At 37.9% G+C, this 17,872-nt stretch carries 13 protein-coding genes; 6 read left to right on the top strand and 7 right to left on the bottom strand.

Features of this window, described 5'->3' with window-relative positions:
* Positions 1 to 10: 10 nt before the first annotated feature.
* Complete coding sequence (lnt, locus tag EGI26_RS15610) at positions 11 to 1,558, bottom strand: apolipoprotein N-acyltransferase (RefSeq protein ID WP_255079848.1); 1,548 nt, start codon at positions 1,556 to 1,558, stop codon at positions 11 to 13.
* 54 nt (positions 1,559 to 1,612) lie between these two features.
* On the opposite strand from lnt, the gene EGI26_RS15605 reads away from it, so the two are divergent.
* On the top strand, positions 1,613 to 1,858 hold the full coding sequence (locus tag EGI26_RS15605) for a response regulator transcription factor (RefSeq protein ID WP_255079843.1): 246 nt from the start codon (positions 1,613 to 1,615) through the stop codon (positions 1,856 to 1,858).
* Here EGI26_RS15605 and EGI26_RS15600 read toward each other — a convergent pair.
* Positions 1,824 to 4,547, bottom strand: coding sequence for a hypothetical protein (locus tag EGI26_RS15600; protein WP_255079842.1), 2,724 nt, complete (start codon positions 4,545 to 4,547; stop codon positions 1,824 to 1,826). The genes EGI26_RS15605 and EGI26_RS15600 overlap by 35 nt on opposite strands.
* Positions 4,548 to 4,650: 103 nt before the next feature.
* Between EGI26_RS15600 and EGI26_RS15595 the strand changes: the two genes are divergently transcribed.
* Both EGI26_RS15595 and EGI26_RS15590 read left to right on the top strand, forming a co-directional pair.
* Entirely contained in the window at positions 4,651 to 6,486 is a 1,836-nt protein-coding gene (locus EGI26_RS15595; protein WP_255079841.1) for a 7TM-DISM domain-containing protein, read from the top strand.
* On the top strand, positions 6,449 to 7,084 hold the full coding sequence (locus EGI26_RS15590; protein WP_255079836.1) for a response regulator transcription factor: 636 nt from the start codon (positions 6,449 to 6,451) through the stop codon (positions 7,082 to 7,084). The genes EGI26_RS15595 and EGI26_RS15590 overlap by 38 nt, the downstream gene beginning before the upstream one ends.
* Before the next feature lie 10 nt (positions 7,085 to 7,094).
* Here the strand turns inward: EGI26_RS15590 and selD are convergent, their stop codons facing one another.
* The 3 genes from selD to EGI26_RS15575 form a co-directional block, all read right to left on the bottom strand.
* Positions 7,095 to 8,132 carry a selenide, water dikinase SelD gene (gene selD / locus EGI26_RS15585; RefSeq protein WP_255079834.1) on the bottom strand — a complete coding sequence of 346 codons (1,038 nt, stop codon included), beginning with the start codon at positions 8,130 to 8,132 and terminating at the stop codon, positions 7,095 to 7,097.
* Positions 8,133 to 9,161 carry a tRNA 2-selenouridine(34) synthase MnmH gene (mnmH, locus tag EGI26_RS15580; protein ID WP_255079833.1) on the bottom strand — a complete coding sequence of 343 codons (1,029 nt, stop codon included), beginning with the start codon at positions 9,159 to 9,161 and terminating at the stop codon, positions 8,133 to 8,135. It abuts the gene before it with no gap.
* Positions 9,162 to 9,748: 587 nt separating this feature from the next.
* Positions 9,749 to 10,516 carry a CDP-alcohol phosphatidyltransferase family protein gene (locus EGI26_RS15575; RefSeq protein ID WP_255079832.1) on the bottom strand — a complete coding sequence of 256 codons (768 nt, stop codon included), beginning with the start codon at positions 10,514 to 10,516 and terminating at the stop codon, positions 9,749 to 9,751.
* Between the two features lie 380 nt (positions 10,517 to 10,896).
* Here EGI26_RS15575 and EGI26_RS15570 point away from each other — a divergent pair, with 380 nt between their 5' ends.
* From EGI26_RS15570 to greA, 3 genes are all read left to right on the top strand, one after another.
* Positions 10,897 to 11,916 carry a sugar nucleotide-binding protein gene (locus EGI26_RS15570; RefSeq protein WP_255079831.1) on the top strand — a complete coding sequence of 340 codons (1,020 nt, stop codon included), beginning with the start codon at positions 10,897 to 10,899 and terminating at the stop codon, positions 11,914 to 11,916.
* Positions 11,917 to 12,005: 89 nt separating this feature from the next.
* Positions 12,006 to 12,602 (top strand): outer membrane beta-barrel protein, encoded by a 597-nt coding sequence (locus EGI26_RS15565; protein ID WP_255079825.1) that lies wholly within the window; start codon positions 12,006 to 12,008, stop codon positions 12,600 to 12,602.
* 284 nt (positions 12,603 to 12,886) lie between these two features.
* A complete protein-coding gene (gene greA, locus EGI26_RS15560; protein WP_255079824.1) occupies positions 12,887 to 13,357 on the top strand; it encodes a transcription elongation factor GreA in 471 nt (156 codons plus the stop codon).
* 322 nt (positions 13,358 to 13,679) lie between these two features.
* On the opposite strand, the gene EGI26_RS15555 is transcribed toward greA, so the two are convergent.
* Positions 13,680 to 16,538, bottom strand: coding sequence for a gliding motility-associated C-terminal domain-containing protein (locus EGI26_RS15555; RefSeq protein ID WP_255079821.1), 2,859 nt, complete (start codon positions 16,536 to 16,538; stop codon positions 13,680 to 13,682).
* Between the two features lie 251 nt (positions 16,539 to 16,789).
* On the bottom strand, positions 16,790 to 17,854 hold the full coding sequence (locus EGI26_RS15550; RefSeq protein ID WP_255079820.1) for a hypothetical protein: 1,065 nt from the start codon (positions 17,852 to 17,854) through the stop codon (positions 16,790 to 16,792).
* Between the last annotated feature and the right edge of the window lie 18 nt (positions 17,855 to 17,872).

Raw genomic sequence — 17,872 nt, 5'->3', positions numbered from 1 at the left:
AAAATACCTCTTAGGAGGTAGTTTGTTGTTTTTTGAAGAAGAATAAAAACAATAGCATCAGGACCAATAACACCCCACAAAACTTCGGAAACCATTCGGGATGACGTGTGAAAAAACTCTTTTTGTATACGCAAAGCACTTCTTGTGTACCAATAGTTGAAGTAAACCAAGGCAATTTCCCCGAAATTTGGCCGAATGGGTCAATAAAACACGAAATACCACCATTCGAGCATCGAACAATACTTCGGCGATTTTCTATGGCTCGAAGCCTCGTAAAAGCCAATAACTGTTTTGCCCCGCCCGACTTTTCAAACCACGCATCGTTGTTCATTAACGCCACAAATTCGGCATTGTCATTCACCAGCTCAGCCATGCGGTGCGGATACATTTGTTCCCAACAAATCGTGAGAGCGACTTTAAATTTATCGCCTGCGAAATTGGCATAACTAAATGTATAAGGCTCGGTGCCCCGCTCCATCGCCGAGCCTCTTGTTGTTGGTTGGGTTTCAAAATAAGGCATTAGCTCCACAAATGGCAAACCGTAGCGTTTTTGATACACTTTTACATCTTGGGCTTGAATTTTCAGCGAATCCCAAAACATGGCAAGCTGTGGCGTGAAAACTAAGGCATTATTGCGAAAAATATGTTTTTTTGTTGAGTCAGGAAACTCTACAAAGCCAATCGCTACCGAAGTTTGCCAATTGGAAATGGCATTTTTGGTAAAGTCTAATAAATTTTTGTTTTGAAACAAAGCGACAGGAATGGCCGCTTCGGGCAGTATGATTAAATCGGGTTGGGCAGTTCGAACTGCGGAATCTGACAATGAAACGATTTCGTCAAAGGTTTTTTGAGAAGCTGTCGAGTCAGTTGAATATGAATCTTGATTGGTCTGAACTATCGAAACTTTAGATTTTCGGTTGGCTGTACCGATGGCACTACGAGAATTTAATACTAGTACATAGAAACTGTAAAATAATGGTAAAATGAGCCAGATTACGGTAAAGATCAAATTTTTCTTAGATTTAGTTTCGATGAAGAGCAGAATCAAAACATTCATCATTACCACCCAAAAGGTAATTCCCCACATTCCTGTAATATCAATAAACTGAACAAGCCATATGTTATTGGCTTGGGTGTATGGAAGCAAATATACTTGCATTCCATGCGGTGCGAGGTGGGCAAGCCAGTCGGTGAGTGTCCATACGAAAGGCAACAGTAAAAGAGCGGTTTTCCAACCGAAGCGTTTTTTTTTGAAATAGAAAATTGTTAGCGGTAAAACAAAAAAATAAAATTGCGAAAAAACACAAAACAAATATGCCTTGAAGCTGTAATAATTGAGCCAATAAACGTCAATCAAAATTGCCAGAAGGATGAATAAACTTGCATTGAGCAGATATTTTTTGAACGAATTTTCTTCTCTGTGAGCCAATAAAAACGGCACAAACGCAAACCATGCCAAAATCCCTGTCGGAATTGGGTCGAAAGAAGGATACGAAAGCCCCAAAAGAATGCCAGAGAGAACTATGCTGCCAATTTTAGAAAATAAGAATTTGGTCATTAAGGGTCGTTTTTGAAATTTGGCAAATGTATTGAAAATTCACAATAAGCGACTTTGGTCTATGACGAATTTGTCAAACAATTCTCGCTTACTCCACGAGAAATCGAAATGATTCGTACGATTCGAGATGGAATAAGTTCGCAAGATATTGCCGAGAAAAGCAATTTGAGCCTACTTACCGTAAAAACTCACCGCCGGAACATACACTTTAAACTCAAAACCGAAACTACTGCCGATTTGATTCGGTTTATGGGATTTGAATCATTTACCATACCAAAATCCATCTTAATGCTCCATTAGCGGTAGTTCCACCATGATTTCGAAGTACAAAAACTGATTCATTTGCGTTATTATTTAAGGTAGTTACTACTACATAGTCCATATTATTTCCTCCTCCATTTTGGTCGGTACTCATCATTAATATTGGACCATATCCTAGATTATGCGTCCAAGTCACATAACTTACGCCATTGGCAGGCACCGTGACAGGTACAATATAAAATCCTTGACGAATGGAGCCGTTGACTGAAAGAGGACGACCATGTGCTCCATTTGCCAAGCTTGCGGGTGTAGTAGCGTCGCCACCTATGGTTACGATTCCACCGCCATTATTTATTGCCAGATTCGACCATGCTGTTAATTCACTATTGTGAGCACCAATGGTAGCTTTTCCGTTCAAAACACCCGCCACAACCCTATCTCCCAATGTTCCCCCTGCATTGAAAGCTATCCAGTCTGAAGTTCCAGTACTATTGTTAGTACTATTAATTTTTGCACCCCCGATTCCATTAACAATAAGTTTATTGTTCCCACTTGATGGTGTACCAATTCCTAACGATGAAGATTGCAGGTTCCCGACTTGTAGGTTTCCGATGGTATTCGACCATGAAGCATTGCCATTGGCATCACTTACTAAAAAGCTATTTGCCAAAGCACCATTTCTAAAACGTATATTTCCTACGACATCCAAATTGGCAGTCGGGGTATTTGTGCCAACACCAACTTTACCATCTGCCTTTACTGTAAATGCCCCAGAATTAAAGGATGGTTGGCTACTTTCCTCAAAAAACTCGACTTCATTCACCCATGGAGGGTCGTTTGGATAAGAAGATGTATTAGAAAAACCGCTATATGGTAACACTACCTCATAGGCATCATAAGGTGTTGTATTGTTGATAGTGCGTGAAACATCAATGAGGTTCCCAGAGGTATTAAAATCATCTAGTAAAGTACGACCACCATCATTATTAAAGCCAAAAAGTTGAATTCTTGCATTAATAGTAATCGTGCCAGAAGCCGGAAAAATACTTTTAATATATACTCTATATTTACGAATAATTTTTTGCACATTGGTATGTCCAACTATAACATAATAAGGCGTAATCTTTAATGCTCCATCCAAATTGGAATTATTATTCGCTTGGACAAATGTATTAAGATTTCCATCAAATGGATAATCACAGTTGTAAGGATTGAAATTGCTAACAGCATTACAACCTCTCATTACTGTCGGTGGCTTGGTAAATGTACCTGTATAGATATTTGTTGTTAGGGCAACATCTAACACACCCTGAGGTGCAGAAAGGTTATTGATACCCAGACTATTAGCAACATTTGTAACACCCCCCGGATTGATTACTAATTCGGAATAACCTGCTAAATTATTATTGTGAGCAGCAATTGTGGCTTTGCCATTGATATTGCCCATCACTACCCTGTCGCCAACCGTTCCACCAAAATTACCCGCTATCCAATCAATAGTTCCCGACCCAGCGTTTGTACTTGAAACTGTAAGTTTGGCATTTGGGGTATTAGTTCCAATGCCCAAACGAGCATTAGTATTCTCCCAAAATAAGTTAGTGCTGTTTTGAGAAAGGTTTAATCCATTGCTAAATACAATACTGCCATCAGTAAGACTTGGAAGCGAAAATTTAGTGTTAAATGTATTCCAATCAGTACTTGTCAAAATCCCAGAAGTTGAGCCATTGGAGTTGGGCAAAGTATTTTGTTTACCATTAAAAATATTCCAATCAGTACTACTCAAAAACCCATTTGTAACAGAGTTTGCCTGTGAGATTGCAATAGTCGGTGTACTTAAGCCGTTTGTAACCGAAATTGGAGAAGTCCCGACTACATTCGTAACCGTACCGACGTTTCCTGTAGGAATCGCCTGCGTGCTTAGTTCTCCTTCAGCATTAGCTACTACCATTCTATTACCCACGCCTACAAGCGAACCTACCGCAGTTGGCCCTGCTGGATTAATGACCAACTTTGACCAACCACTTAGTGTTTCATTATGAGCTCCGATGGTTGCCTCACCGTTCTGAACACCGGCAACAATCCGATTTCCTCCACTACCACCGATGCTTGTACTTATCCAATTTGTAAAACCAGCCCCGATTGTTCCGTCATTTAATCCTTTGATATCTAATCTTCTAAGTGAATTATTCCATTTTAGGCTTGAGTTGTTTTGCGAAATCGTTGTTCCGTCCGAAAACAAAACACTTCCATCGGTAAGGCTTGGTAAGTTGAAACTTCCCTTATTACTGAAAGTATTCCAGTCGGCACTCGTCAGAATTCCATTGGTCGTGGCATTAGCATTTGAAAGAGCATTTTGCTTATTATTGAAACTGTTCCAATCAGCAGTAGAAAGGAAGCCGTTAGTAGTTGAATTGGCTTGCGAAATACTTAAAGTTGGCGTTGTTGTGCCATTGACTACCGAAATAGGGGAACTTGCCGCTACATTCGTAACAGTACCACTTCCGCTACTTCCTGCCGAAACCGCCGTCCAAGCCGTGCCGCTCCAAACATACAATCCAGAAGTGCCGTCGGTTTGATAAATCAGCTGTCCCACTGTTTGATTAGTGGCTGGCCTATTGGCTAGTGTGAATGACGGAATAACGTTGCCGTTTGGCAATATGACAGACGATTGAGCGATTATTTGTGTAAAACTCAAACTAAAAAACAGTAGAAGTAAAGATTTTTTCATAACCAAGATTTTTCATTGCACAAATTTCTTGCAGAGCATTTCTTAAAAAAATACCTCTCAGGAGGTAAAGAATATCTTTATGAAATAGCATTAACTTTGTTTTATGAATAATTTGCGACTAGCACTTCTTTTGATACTGACCATAGGAAGGTTGTCAGCACAACAAAACGCGATTTTTGTTGTGGATGAATCGTGTGTTTATTCAGACTTGAATGGATTTTTATCAACATCTAAAAATGTTGATATTACCAATCCTAGTAGGGCCAAATTTGAAAAATCTACTTCTCCGTTGATTAACTTCGGGATAAACACCAATGAAAACTGGATAAAGATTGACATTAAAAATAGCCTTAATACCAATAAAGAATTGGTTTTATTTTTAGATCAAACTTTTTTACAGAATGCAGATTTTTATCTATTTCAAGCGGATTCTCTCATTTCTAAGAGAGAATTAACCCAGTTTACAACAAGCCGTTTTCGTCCTTTCTATCATCCCAACTTCGTGTTTTCATTCGAAATTTTGGCAAACAAAAAAAACAGTATTTATATAAGAATAAAGGCTGATTCGGTTTATGGAATTTCGAGGGCTTTACTTCGGCTTTATGATGAAAACTCTTTTCACCAAAAAGCTCGTTATAAGACCTTTTCTTTTGGTATTTTGGTTGGGTTTTTGTTTTTATCGTTCATCTCAGGAATATTACTTTTCTACTTCGGACGAAAACTTATTTATGCCGTATATGGTGTTTATATATTTAGTATTTTGCTTTATTATTTGGGTAATAGTGGTTATCTGAATGTCTATGCAGCACAAAGTTTTGTTGGCTCGGCACGCTTCACGCTTGGCACTTTATGGTTTGGTTCAGCACTGCATTTATACCTTATCTATAAGTTTTTAGATATAAAAGAACACTTTTCTCTAACTTTTCAGTATTTTATTTATTTCCTTATTTTTCTTTCAGTATTACTCGCCTTTGTCTTTTTTATTCTACCGATACCCACCTTTTTATCCTACTCTACACGTATTTTGCTGTTTATAATAGGAGTTCTTATTATATATTTAGTTGTTTGGGGCATCCGAAAAAGAGAACCCAAAACCTTACTTTATAGCCTTGCCACAATTCCGAGTATTGTATTGATCATCTATTTTTTGCTAACTACACTACGTATTTTGCCATTATATTCCATTTCTTTTTCGTTGGCGTTTCCATTTACGGTTTTCGAAATAATTGTGTTCGGTGTTGGCTTGGTTTATCAGCTTAACGACGAAAAACAAGCCATCGAAGGCAAACTCAATGAAGAACGCACGCTAGTTGCCAGTAAAATAATTTCGGCACAAGAGGAGGAACGTCAGCGGATTTCACAAGACCTGCACGACGACTTAGGAAGTACGCTGTCGATGCTCAAGTTTCAGTTAGAAGAATCTAATAAATTATTTGATAGTAAGTTACTTAATGAAATATCCATCACCAATAAAGCCGTAGAAGACCTACGTCAAATATCGTATAATCTTATGCCAACCATGTTTCTGCAACGTGGATTACTCATGGCTTTAGAGGAATTTATTACTATCAATAAAATTGGCTCGAGGGTTGAATTTATTCATTCTGGCACCGAAAATCGCTTAGATTTGGATACTGAACTAAATATTTTCCGAATCATCAAAGAATTACTCAACAATGCCATTAAACATGCCACAGCTTCAAAAATAGAGCTTCAAATCATTTACTATGATTCGTTCATGTATATTTCGGTAGAAGATAACGGCATCGGCTTCGAAGAAAAAGGGGTTGAAGTGACTGGAAATGGACTAAAAAACATAAATTTGAGGGTTAATTATTTAAATGGAAAACTAAGCCTTGAATCATCGCCGAAGGGTACTTTGGTTTTGATAGAAATTCCGTATGAGCCTAAGCCCAAAAATAAAAATCTTACTGATTGACGATCACCAACTCTTCAATGATGGACTTAAAAGTTTGCTTATCACTGAAGAAGAAATTGAGATTGTAGCACAAATATTCGATGTTAAAAATGCTTTTTTCGAGATTCAAAAGCATAGTCCGGACGTTATTCTGTTGGATATAAATCTACCTCACAAAAATGGAATTGAACTGGCTTCTGAAATTCAAAAAGCTTTTACTGGCGTAAAAATTATTTTCCTAACTATGTATGAGGACTCGCATATTTACAAAGAGGCTCTCAAAGTTGGTCCTAGCGGATATGTTTTGAAAAACTCATCTAAACTTGAAATTATGAAAGCTATAAACGCCGCACACAAAGGCTTGACCTATTTCGATAGTAAGATGAAGGGCGAACCTCAATCCGAAAAAAGAGATGCTTTATCGAAGAAATTTGGCCTTACTGAGCGTGAAAAGGAAATCATAAGATTTATAAAGGCAGGCCTTGATTCTTATCAGATTGCCAACAAAACCAATCTCAGCTACCTAACCATCAAAACACATCGCCGCAATATTCATTTTAAGTTAGGCACTAAAACAATCTCGGAGTTAATCAAGTTTGCCAACGAAAATGGACTTTGATATGCCAAACTTAGAGTTTAACGATATAGTTTGACTTTTCCGTCAAATATCCAATCGGCTCACAGAAATCGGCTAATCCATTTTCCGAAAGGACTTTAATCACTTCTGAAGCTTGGTCTTTTCCCACCGCTATAAGTAATCCGCCACTCGTTTGTGGGTCGGCGAGGATAGCCCTCTGTTGATCTGTCATTGGAGCAATTTTATGACCATAGCTGTCCATGTTTCGGTTGGTTCCTCCAGGCACTGATCCTTGGGCTATGTAGTAGTAAATTTCAGGCGTAATAACTGGAATTTTTTCAAAATCAATAACCGCACTCAAGCCCGATCCTTCAGCCATTTCAGTTAAATGCCCGAGTAGTCCAAATCCTGTTACATCTGTCATGGCTGACACGCAAGCTAATTTTCCCAACTCTTCTCCAACTTTGTTGAGTCGCATCATTTGGTTAGGTGCTAAGTCTTTGTGTTCTGGTTTAAGTATGGACTTTTTCTCGGCTGTCGTCAATATTCCTACGCCAAGTGGCTTGGTTAAAAACAACACATCACCCGCTTTTGCTTGGTTATTTTGTTTGATATTTTCTATCGGGACTATACCGTTTACGGCCAACCCAAATATCGGTTCTGGGGAATCAATACTGTGTCCGCCGGCAAGAGAAATTCCCGCTTCGAGGCAGATGCTTCGGCTGCCATCTATTACTTTTTGAGCCACTTCTGCAGACAGTTTGTTGATAGGCCAACCCAAAATTGCGATGGCCAAAACGGGTTTTCCACCCATGGCGTACACATCACTAATAGCATTGCAGGAGGCTATTCTTCCAAAGTTGTAAGGGTCGTCAACGATTGGCATAAAAAAATCAGTGGTAGAAATAAGGGCTGTGCCATTGCCGAGATTCAATACTGCCGCATCGTCTTTGCTATGGTTGCCTACTATCAGATTTTCGTTGTTCGGCAGGGCTATGTTTCCTTTCAAAATCACATCCAACACCTGAGGGGATATTTTACAGCCACAACCTGCACCGTGCGAATATTGTGTAAGTTTTATTTCTTCCATTTACGTTAGTCTTTCTATAATTTTTTTTGCGTTTACTTCTACATTCACGCTTTGTCCTTCTATTTTTATAATTTCTCCTTTTTCTTTAGAATTAAGCCCCTTTTCATACCATTTGTCGTAGTATCGAAGTAAAATACCAAAACAGCCACTCAAATTTCCTTCTTCCAAATGCATTATGGCATTCTTGGTTTCGAGTCCGCCTAGTCTTTTTTGTATTCTTAGTATGGCATTTTTTAGGTCCTCAATTGGCAGTTTTCCATATTCTTCCACCAAATATTTGAGTCGTTCCTCGAAAGGAATTTGGAGATACAAAAGCTCGCTGGTCTTCATTTTTTGCCATAAAACATTCGGTATATTTAAGTTTCCTATGCGTTGGCTTTCGTCTTCGAGCAGAATGGTTTTTTCTATGTTTTTCGAAGAAAGTTTTTCGGCAAGTAGATTTTCAAACATCTCCTGGCTGGGCTGCGGAGCTTGATTGATACCACCCAAAGCCGATCCTTTGTGATGAGCAAGAGCCTCTAGGTCAAGCATTTGTTTTCCCGACTTCTCCAGCTCATGAAGTAGTGGAGTTTTTCCGCTTCCGGTGTTTCCGCTTAATATTTTTATGTCATAAGGGTTTTCTAGTTGTCTGAGAACCCAGTTGCGATAGGCCTTGTAGCCGCCCGTCAACTGATATACTTCAAAGCCATAAAGATCTAACAGCCAGGCTACTCCGCCGCTTCGCATTCCACCACGCCAACAGTGCACCAGTATTTTTTTGGTATTGTTTCGAGTCAGGGTTTCTACTTCTTCTACCATGGCTCGCATTTTTGGACCAAAGTAGTCCAAGCCTATTTTTATGGCTTTTTCTTTGCTTTCTTGTTTATATGCAGTGCCTACAACCCTTCGTTCTTCGTCTGTAAAAAGCGGCAAACTGTACGCACCCGGATATCGGGCCTGTGAATACTCTGATGGACTTCGGACATCCAAGACCAGGCTGTTTGGCGAGAGAAGCAGGAAAGTCGCAATATCAATTTTTTGTATAGCCATCTTTTATGAATAAAAAAAACACCACAAAAGGGTGTTTCTCAATAGTCTTTTCTGCTTTTCTTTTCTTGTTTTTCCTGCTTTTTTTCTTTGGCTGTTTTGGCAGGTTCTTTTTTTACAGCTTTTTTGGCGTCTTGTGCTTTTCCCATTTTTTTAGGTTTTTAATTGAAAAATGCAACCAAAATCCTTCTAAAGAATAGTTGTTTTTTGGTCTATAATTTACAACGACTGCAATTTAAAAATATTTGTGCTATTTTCACTAAACTATTAAAAAATTACCCCAACAAAAGAAACATCAGCTGTCCATTTTTATTTTTTCAACCATTTACCTTCAAGTGCTTTTTTGAAAAGACTCAAAACAGAGATGTTTAAAACTTTTGGAATATTCTGACGGGACTGGGGTCAACATGTTTTGAGAAAACGCCAGCACCAAATATCAATACAAAGAATCTTAAAGAATGGTGTTTTGACAGACTATAACAAGTATCTTTTGCATTCTTAATTGGGTGATTTTTAATAAAATAGGCTCTTTGATTGATGAAAGGGAGCATTTGATAATGATCAAAGAAGAAAGGAATAGTATTTAAATATTATTTTAAAGACTTACGAATGATAATCATGATCGGAAACAAAACGGTATATCCGATAAAAAAGGGAACGATAAAAGTCATTTTGCCCAAAGACAAAAATAGGGCTACGATGAGCAACTGAAATCCTAAACCATAAACTGAAACCAAGCTCATAAACCAGTTGGGGTAGTTTTTGGAGCGGTGAGCATTGGCATCAAGTGCTTGTACGAATCTATCAAAAAAACCGTACAACAAGTTGAAAATCATAAACATAATGTTTACAGTTTTTTGGTTTTCACCTGAGAATGCGGTTGGACTTTTTTGCTCAAAAATCTTACTGGTATTGTCGCCTCCTATAGTGATATTACGCAGAATGACGTAGTAATAATTGTAAAGCGTGCCTTGCAACTGAACACAAACAAATGCCGCAAACATAATCCAAAGTGGTGCGTTAGTTAGATAGCCAACAGAAAACAAAAGCACAAAATTAAGGAGTATGTCGAAGATACTGTCCAAATACCGACCAACGTATGAAGGCGTATTTTTTTGGCGAGAAAGCTCTCCATCGGCGGCGTCTAGAATGGATTTTAGGATCAGAAAAAATCCGGCAGCCAAATAAGATTCTTCAAAAATACAGTAAATAGCCAACAAGCCGGATACCCCAAATGCGAGCGTAACATGAATAGGCGTGGCTTTGGTGTTTTTTAAGACGGCCGCTATTTTTTTGGCAATTGGCCTACCGTAATCTGAGAAATCAATGAATTTGTCCTCGGGAGCGAGTTTCGACATCGAAAGTTTTATAATCCGTAATGCGACAAAATAGTCGTGGCTATGATTTCATAACATTTTGATAACCTTATAATGTTGGTTTTGGTTTAAAATCGAAAATCAAATATTTGAGTATAATGGAGAAATGTATATCGCTTATTGAAATTGTAGATTTTGAAGCACTTTCAAATAATTCGTGAAATTCCACTATGCAGTTAGAAATCCGTGAAATCTGCGTTGCTGGTTCCGATAGCTATCGGAATGTTATCTTTGTGTCATTTTACCACGCTTTATAAAAACAATTTCTTTACCCAATTTTACCAAAATAAAAGTATCTTTAAGAACAATTTCTCTACAGAAATTTGCAAAATAGAAACCGATCACAAGAAACCGATTCACAATTGAAAATCTTAATCATAGGAGGCAATGGCGAGCTTGGAAGCCAGATAGTAAAAGCTTGTGCAAAAGCAGGCTACGATTGCACATCTACCAGCCGAAACCCACAAAAATCAGAAATATATTTTGATTGGAAGGTCTGTAAAACCTTCGAAAACGCCTTTGATTACCAGATAATCATCAATGCCGCACCTGTTCGTGACTTTGAGCTATACTTTGATTTTGCCAAACAGACTTTGAGTCAAAAGCGAATTTTAGTGGAAACCACAGCAAATTCCAGTTTAGTTCAAGCCATCATTGCTTTTCAGGAACAAAATCAATCTACTTTTCTTGGTCTTTTTGTGCATGGAGCTGGGCTTTTTCCTGGTATTAGTAATTTCCTCTTTCGAGAAGCCATAAAGCAACATCCCGAGGCCATAACGGCAGCATTCAATGTCAAGTATTCTGTCTTTAGCAAAGCCGGTCGCGACATGTGCCAGCTCATGGCTGAGAGCTTGACGAGGCCTTCCGTTTATTATCAGAACCAAGCGTGGTTTACCGAAAAACCTATTGGACCAATCACTATTTTTCGAGAAAAAGCCCAAGAGAAAAACATATGGAAGGGCTTTCTGGCAGACTTGCCCGACACGCAATATTTCGCTGCTATTCGGCCAGATTTGAAGTTTATTGGTTCATACTTTTCACCCATGGCCGATTTCCTATTTCCACTGTTGAAATTGTTCAATTATGCTCCTAAAGGTGCTTTTTTTGTCAATCTTTATGCCCAATGTTTCTATTTTATGAGGGGCATATTGTTTAAAAACCGTACTTCCGAAATGCTCATTTCGGTGGTCATAAACGACAAAGACATCTCTCAAATAAAAGTAAAAGATGCCATCTATGCAGCTGGAGCGGGTGTGGCAGCTATTCTGCCTTTTCTATCATCCCATACAGGCGTTTTGCGGGTGGACGAGCTGGTGGAACCAGAAGTTTTTTTCGAGAAATTGCTAGGCAATGAATCTGGGGTTTTTGAGTTTAGGTTTTGAGGTAATTTTTTAAGAAACGGGTCGTTTCGAAAGAGATGGATTTTTGTCATTTTTTGAATTCAACTATTATAACATTTATATTTTTCAAAATGAAAAAAACGCTACTTTCTCTTCTTCTTTGCCAAGTAACAATGGCCCAAAGCCCTCAAAACAAAAACCTTATGAGCTTTTCAGCGGGCCATACATTTATGGGTACTGGTGATTTGAGAGGATTCAATGTGGGTTTTGGTTTTCAAAAACAGTTAAACAAGCATTTTGGTATAGAAACCAACCTTAGAGCCACTTCAGCGAGTGGACGTATATATTTTGCTGGGATTCCAAATTCAATTATCCCAGAATCTAATAAAGAACTTCGGTTCTCGGTTTCTGGAGCTCAATTAGAGATGCTTCCTGTACTGTCAATAATCAATGAAGGTATTAAAATTAGTCTTTTGGCAGGACCAGTATTGAGGTATCAAGTAAGTAGCCGACCGAACTCTTTTGGTGTCAGTTACCACCAAAATGCTAGTTCTTTATCTGTTACGTATAACCAAAGCTTTAAAACTAACACATTGGGTTTTACGGGTCAAGTGGAAGGTGCCGTAAAAATCAAGAAGAAAAATTATGTTGGAGCTCGGTTAGCAGGACATGTTTATTCGGGTGAATTGAACTGGTATATGCCGTTGGTTTATTCAAGACAAATATGAAATAAATAGACTTTGGTCCATTTGAGGCTAGAAGCTGGAATTATAAATCGACCAATTCTCACCCCAAAAAATTAGCTTGACACACCAAAAAAAAGTGTTATCTTTGTTGCTTATATGAAAAGAATGCAAAAAACGAAATTTACATTTTCAAGCAAAACTTAGCCGAGTTTCTGATTTTATTTAATATCAGGAACGGTGGATTTTCGCCGTTCTTTTTTTTTCTACCCAGCCCTGAGAAGGCGGGTGTTTTTTTTTAGTAGTATTAACATTAAAACGTAAAAACCATGTCATTTCAATATTATACACAGGAAGGATATGATAATTTGAAAAACAAACTCAACGATCTAAAAACCAAAGGACGTAGAGAAATATCAAAAGCCATAGCAGAAGCCAAAGACAAGGGTGATTTGTCGGAAAATGCAGAATATGATGCCGCCAAAGATGCTCAAGGTTTGATGGAAGGCGAAATTTCGAAACTCGAGATTTTGTTTTCTAGTGCTCGTATTTTAGACGAGTCTACGATTGATATTTCAACGGTATCGCTGATGAACAAAGTGAAAATTAAAAATGCCAAAAATGGTGCTATAATGACTTATACATTAGTAGCTGAAGAAGAAGCAGATTTGAAACAAGGTAAGATTTCTATCAATTCGCCATTTGCAAAAGGTCTATTAGGCAAAAAAGTGGGCGACAAAGCACAAATACAAGCCCCAGCTGGTATGGTGGAGGTGGAAGTAGTAGAGATTTCGATGTAATCGATTGTTTATAAGAACATTTAAGGGAGCATTTGCTCCCTTTTTTGTTTTATAGTGTTTTTGATTTTTTTAACATGAAGTAATTAAGAAAGGAAGGGACATGAAGGGACATTTTTAGTCTTAATGCTCTTAACTCCTTAATGTTCTTAATGTTAGAAAATGTTCATAGAGTATAGTTTTAACATGAAGGGATGAAGAAAATGAAGGGACATGAAGAGTCTTTTTAGTCTTAACAATCTTAACTCCTTAATTTTCTTAATGTTAGAAAGTTCGGAAAGTTAGGGTTTTAACATGAAGGGATTCAAGGACATGAACGTTCTCATTACTTAATCAATGTCACATATCCCTTGAATGTCTTGGTAAGACCGGCCCTATCCAGTTTTTCGAAATTAACTGTGATATAGTAATAATACACACCCGAAGGTAAGTCTTTGCCTTTCAAGTCTTTACCGTCCCATTCGAGCCTTTCGCCCATACTTGTAGCCACTTTTAATCCTTGAGAAGAATAAAGATCAAAATTTATATTTTTGATAAAAGCAGGACAATTCAATGGAGAGAAAGTGTCGTTTTTCCCGTCGTTGTTGGGTGAAAACACGTTAGGGAAACTCAAATCCTCGCAGTTGTCAAAGCATATTTTCTTACTTGTTTCGCTTTCTATACCTAATGAATTTTTTGCTGATATGGTATAGCATCCCGCAAATCCGTCTTTAGAATTTCTTCTGTGTGAAAATGTTGTACCAAAAGCAGCATCTTGCACAGCAACTAATGTCGGTTTTTCGTCTTCATATCGGGCAAAAAATATACTATAAGAAACAATGTCTTGCCTGCATGCGTCGGTTCCATTGGTAGTTGGAGTGCCCCAATTTATCTTATTTACAAATACATTGTCGTCACAAAAATCTTTTGCATTAAGCCCCACACAACCTGAGCCGCTTCCACCTGGGGTATTTACAATAGCTGGTGGGCACGGGGGCGACTTATCAGATGGACTTCCACAGGCTATTTGAGAGTAATTCTCTAAAACTCCAAATTGTGGAAGCTCGGCATAGGTACCGTAGGTAACCACAAAATAGCAATGTGTTTCACCATTTTGTATATCGTAAGAAATGTCTCCGTCAGCTTTTTCTTCGTCTAATCCTATGTCGGTAAAACTAAAAGTATTGGCTAGGGTAACATTAACTTTTTTTACCAAATTAAACTTACCCAAATTGAGCTTATCTTCTCTGTAAACAAAATGAGTACGATTTTCGTTTGACCACGGCACGTTGGCCTCCCAAGATAGTTTAAGAGATTTGTCGTCTGGTAAAACACCCAACCTCACACTAGAAGCTACTGCTGAACTACTAGATAACTTGGTAGATTCTATATAAAACTCTACTTTATATCTGTAAACCAATTCTTTGGTATTGAGGTTTTTATCTGTAAAAATGGTGTCGGCTGCAGTGTTTAAAAGTGTGTTTTGGGTATGAACAAGCGTATAGTTTTCTCCGCCTATTCCTATGGCTCTGTAAAGTTTGTACACATACGGGCCTTTGTTTTCCTCTATTTTCAGGCCTAAAGGTTTTGTCCAGTTTACCAATATCTCACCAGTTGTAAGGTCAGTTTTGGTTACAGAAACTTTGGTCATGACATTCATACCTTGTTTTATTTCTGAACCAATACAAAACTCTGTAGATGGAGCACTTTGCATATTTAAGAACTGATTGACGGCCAACTCGGTCACCAATCTATAGCTGTAGATTGAGCCTTTGTCGGCTTTTGTATCGAGATAAGTGCTGTCTGATACATTTACTTCACCTACCAAAGCATACCCCCAATCGTTAGGAATTCCCGAGGCACATTCTCCTGGATTCAAGCCACTGCAACCGCTTTTTCTATAAACTAAGATTTTACCTGCAGTTTTACATACTTTTTGGGCTTGCCAAGTGAGCTTTATGCCTGCATCTGTCTCAAGTGCAGTAAGGCCCAAAGGCCTAGGAGGCAGGACACTTATTTTGATGGTTTTGATGTCAACCAATTGAATATCGAATCGTCCGGGATTGTCTTCTACCTTAAAAAGTACATCATAAGCTTGCTCACGTACATGCAGACAGTTGGTGTTCCAAGTGAAAGTTCCATTGGCTTGTTTGTTTGTAACGGTGCTTTTAAATTTAGCAGATTCGGGCTCTACGTATTTGAAAAACAGCCCATTGGCATCAAGATTATAAACACCACCTGTGGAGGTTATTTTGAGCGGTTGATCGTCTTTATCAGTAGCCTTAACTTCAAATTCAAGTTTTTTGCCGGCCTCTATACAAATATCGGGAGGTAGTATGAGTTCTGGGCTATTGTTGTCTGATTCTGCCACAATTATCTGCATATCTCGGACTATTTCACCAATTTTTATATAAGTTCCGTCAGGAGCTTTTCGCCATTCTTCTATAATAAATGCCACATTATATTGTCCGATTTCTCTTGGAGCATCCCAGATGAGATCTCCTGTTCTGGGGTCTATTCTGAATGTTGCTGGTCCCGTGCCCGCTTGATTTAGTACGGGGGACGGTCCAACTGTGCTGGGATCGAGGTATCCCGTAATAAATTCACCTATGCCCGTATCAACGCCTTTGTCTCGTTGAGGGGTGGTTAATTTGTAAGAAAGGCTGTCGCCGTCAATATCAAATGCACCAGGATTATGAATAAATCTTTTACCAATAGCAGCAGAATCTAATGGAATATTAAGAAGAACAGGCGTACTATTTAGTCCAAAACTCGAACTGATAACAATGGTAGTTTGAACAAAAAAACTGATGTTTTCGGAAGGTTGTGGAAGGTTTATGGTGCGTTCGTTTCGGTTAACTATTCCGCAGCTTATAGTGTATCGCCCAGGAGCAGGAAAAGTAAACGTGGTATCGTACACGTTGCACATGGTTGTTGGACTTATCAGAAATTTCTTTTTTCGGGTGACATTGTAAGATTCTACTTTATTGGTAGAAAAACCAAAGTAAAAACTAACAGTCTCTTGACCTTCGTTAGCTGCCTTACCGTTTACTTGGTCAGTAAAAGTAGTCAGTGTTACTTTGTAGGTAAGCTGGGTTTCTGATACCCTCTTGGCTGTGATTTCTCCTGCACGTAAGTGGGTGGCGTAACTCCAAAACGGACTAGCCAAAATCAATATAAAAATAAAGTGAAAGATTTTTCTCATAGTAAAGCTTCGCTTATGTGCTTACAAATACGCTGTTTATGTTCCAAAGGTTAATGGAATCCCGATAGCTATCGGGTGGTTTTTATTGTATCGGTCAAAAATAACCTAAATGCTTTTAAGAAAACGACAAAAACTGCTAAAATATTCTTTTATCGATGGATATAAATAGAGCTCAAAAAGTACAACTAAGTGTTGACGCTAAAGTTTCGAAATATCAACCTCTATTTGATTAAAGTTTTTGGGTTAGAGTGTCAAAATCCAGTATAAAATATAGCCAGATTTTTCTTGTCGTTCAATTCCTGTAACTCCCTGAGCCATTGTTTAAACCATCCTTTTTTTTGTAAATGAGAGTCTTCAATATTTTGTTTGATTTTGGAGATACTAATTTCAATTTCCCTTTTCTTTTTTTCGAATAACTTTTCTGAAAAAGTATAACTTTCATCGAAAAAGTCTTCAAATAAACCATAAGCGTTTCTTTTGGCTTGAAGAACCGTTAAGTTTAGTTCTGTTAGTTGACTTAGCAATATTTTGTTATACCTTTCAATCATATCATCGGCTAGGGCGTGTGCATCATTTTCGTTTTCGTCGATATATTCTACCTGAAGTCTCAATAGGGCCATAAAGTCATTTTCTTTGTATGCCTTGGTGACCAATTTTGATATTTCAGTATATTCTTTTTGCTTTTCGAGATCTTGTTGGCGGTCGGGATGATATTTCTTTATGAGCCTAAAATAAATAGCTTTGGCGTCTTGAGCCAGAATTTTTTCTTCCTCTAATTCTTTCTCTTGCTTTTTGTTAGGTTGTTTTTCTTTTTTATTAATCTTAGGATCAGAATTTTTTTCATTACTTTCAAACGAACCATGATCCTCAAATTCATCAATTATTTCCTCAGAAGTTGATTGCTTGTTTTCGTCAAAATCGAATTGTTTTGGTATGTTATTAAAAGTAAACTCTTCCTTTGCATATTTTTTATAGAGATTTTTAAGTTCTTCATTATCAGGATGGGAGGTAGTTAAAAACAAAAATATTTCTTCCAAAACATAGCTAACAAATATTTCTTTTTTTGTTTTTGAGATTACAATTTCGTCTACAATTTCATCTAAACGAAGCAATTTCTTTATGTGCCATTCGCTTTCACTTTTAGCCAAAGGCTGAAGTTCAGAAATTACACGTGGAACAGCCGCTCGCAGGCCTTCAGTTAGGTTTTTGTGCTGCTTTTTTCGCTTTTCTATATCCTTGAGTAAACGCTCATATTTTTGTTGAAGTTTAGATTTTTTGTTTTCAGATGCCTCTTTTTTTAATATTTTTTGAGTCATAAATGTATTTTCTCTATC

It is taken from the genome of Lacihabitans sp. CCS-44, assembly GCF_024343735.1.
Lineage (GTDB): Bacteria > Bacteroidota > Bacteroidia > Cytophagales > Spirosomataceae > Leadbetterella.
This window is presented reverse-complemented; position numbering and strand designations above follow the sequence as displayed.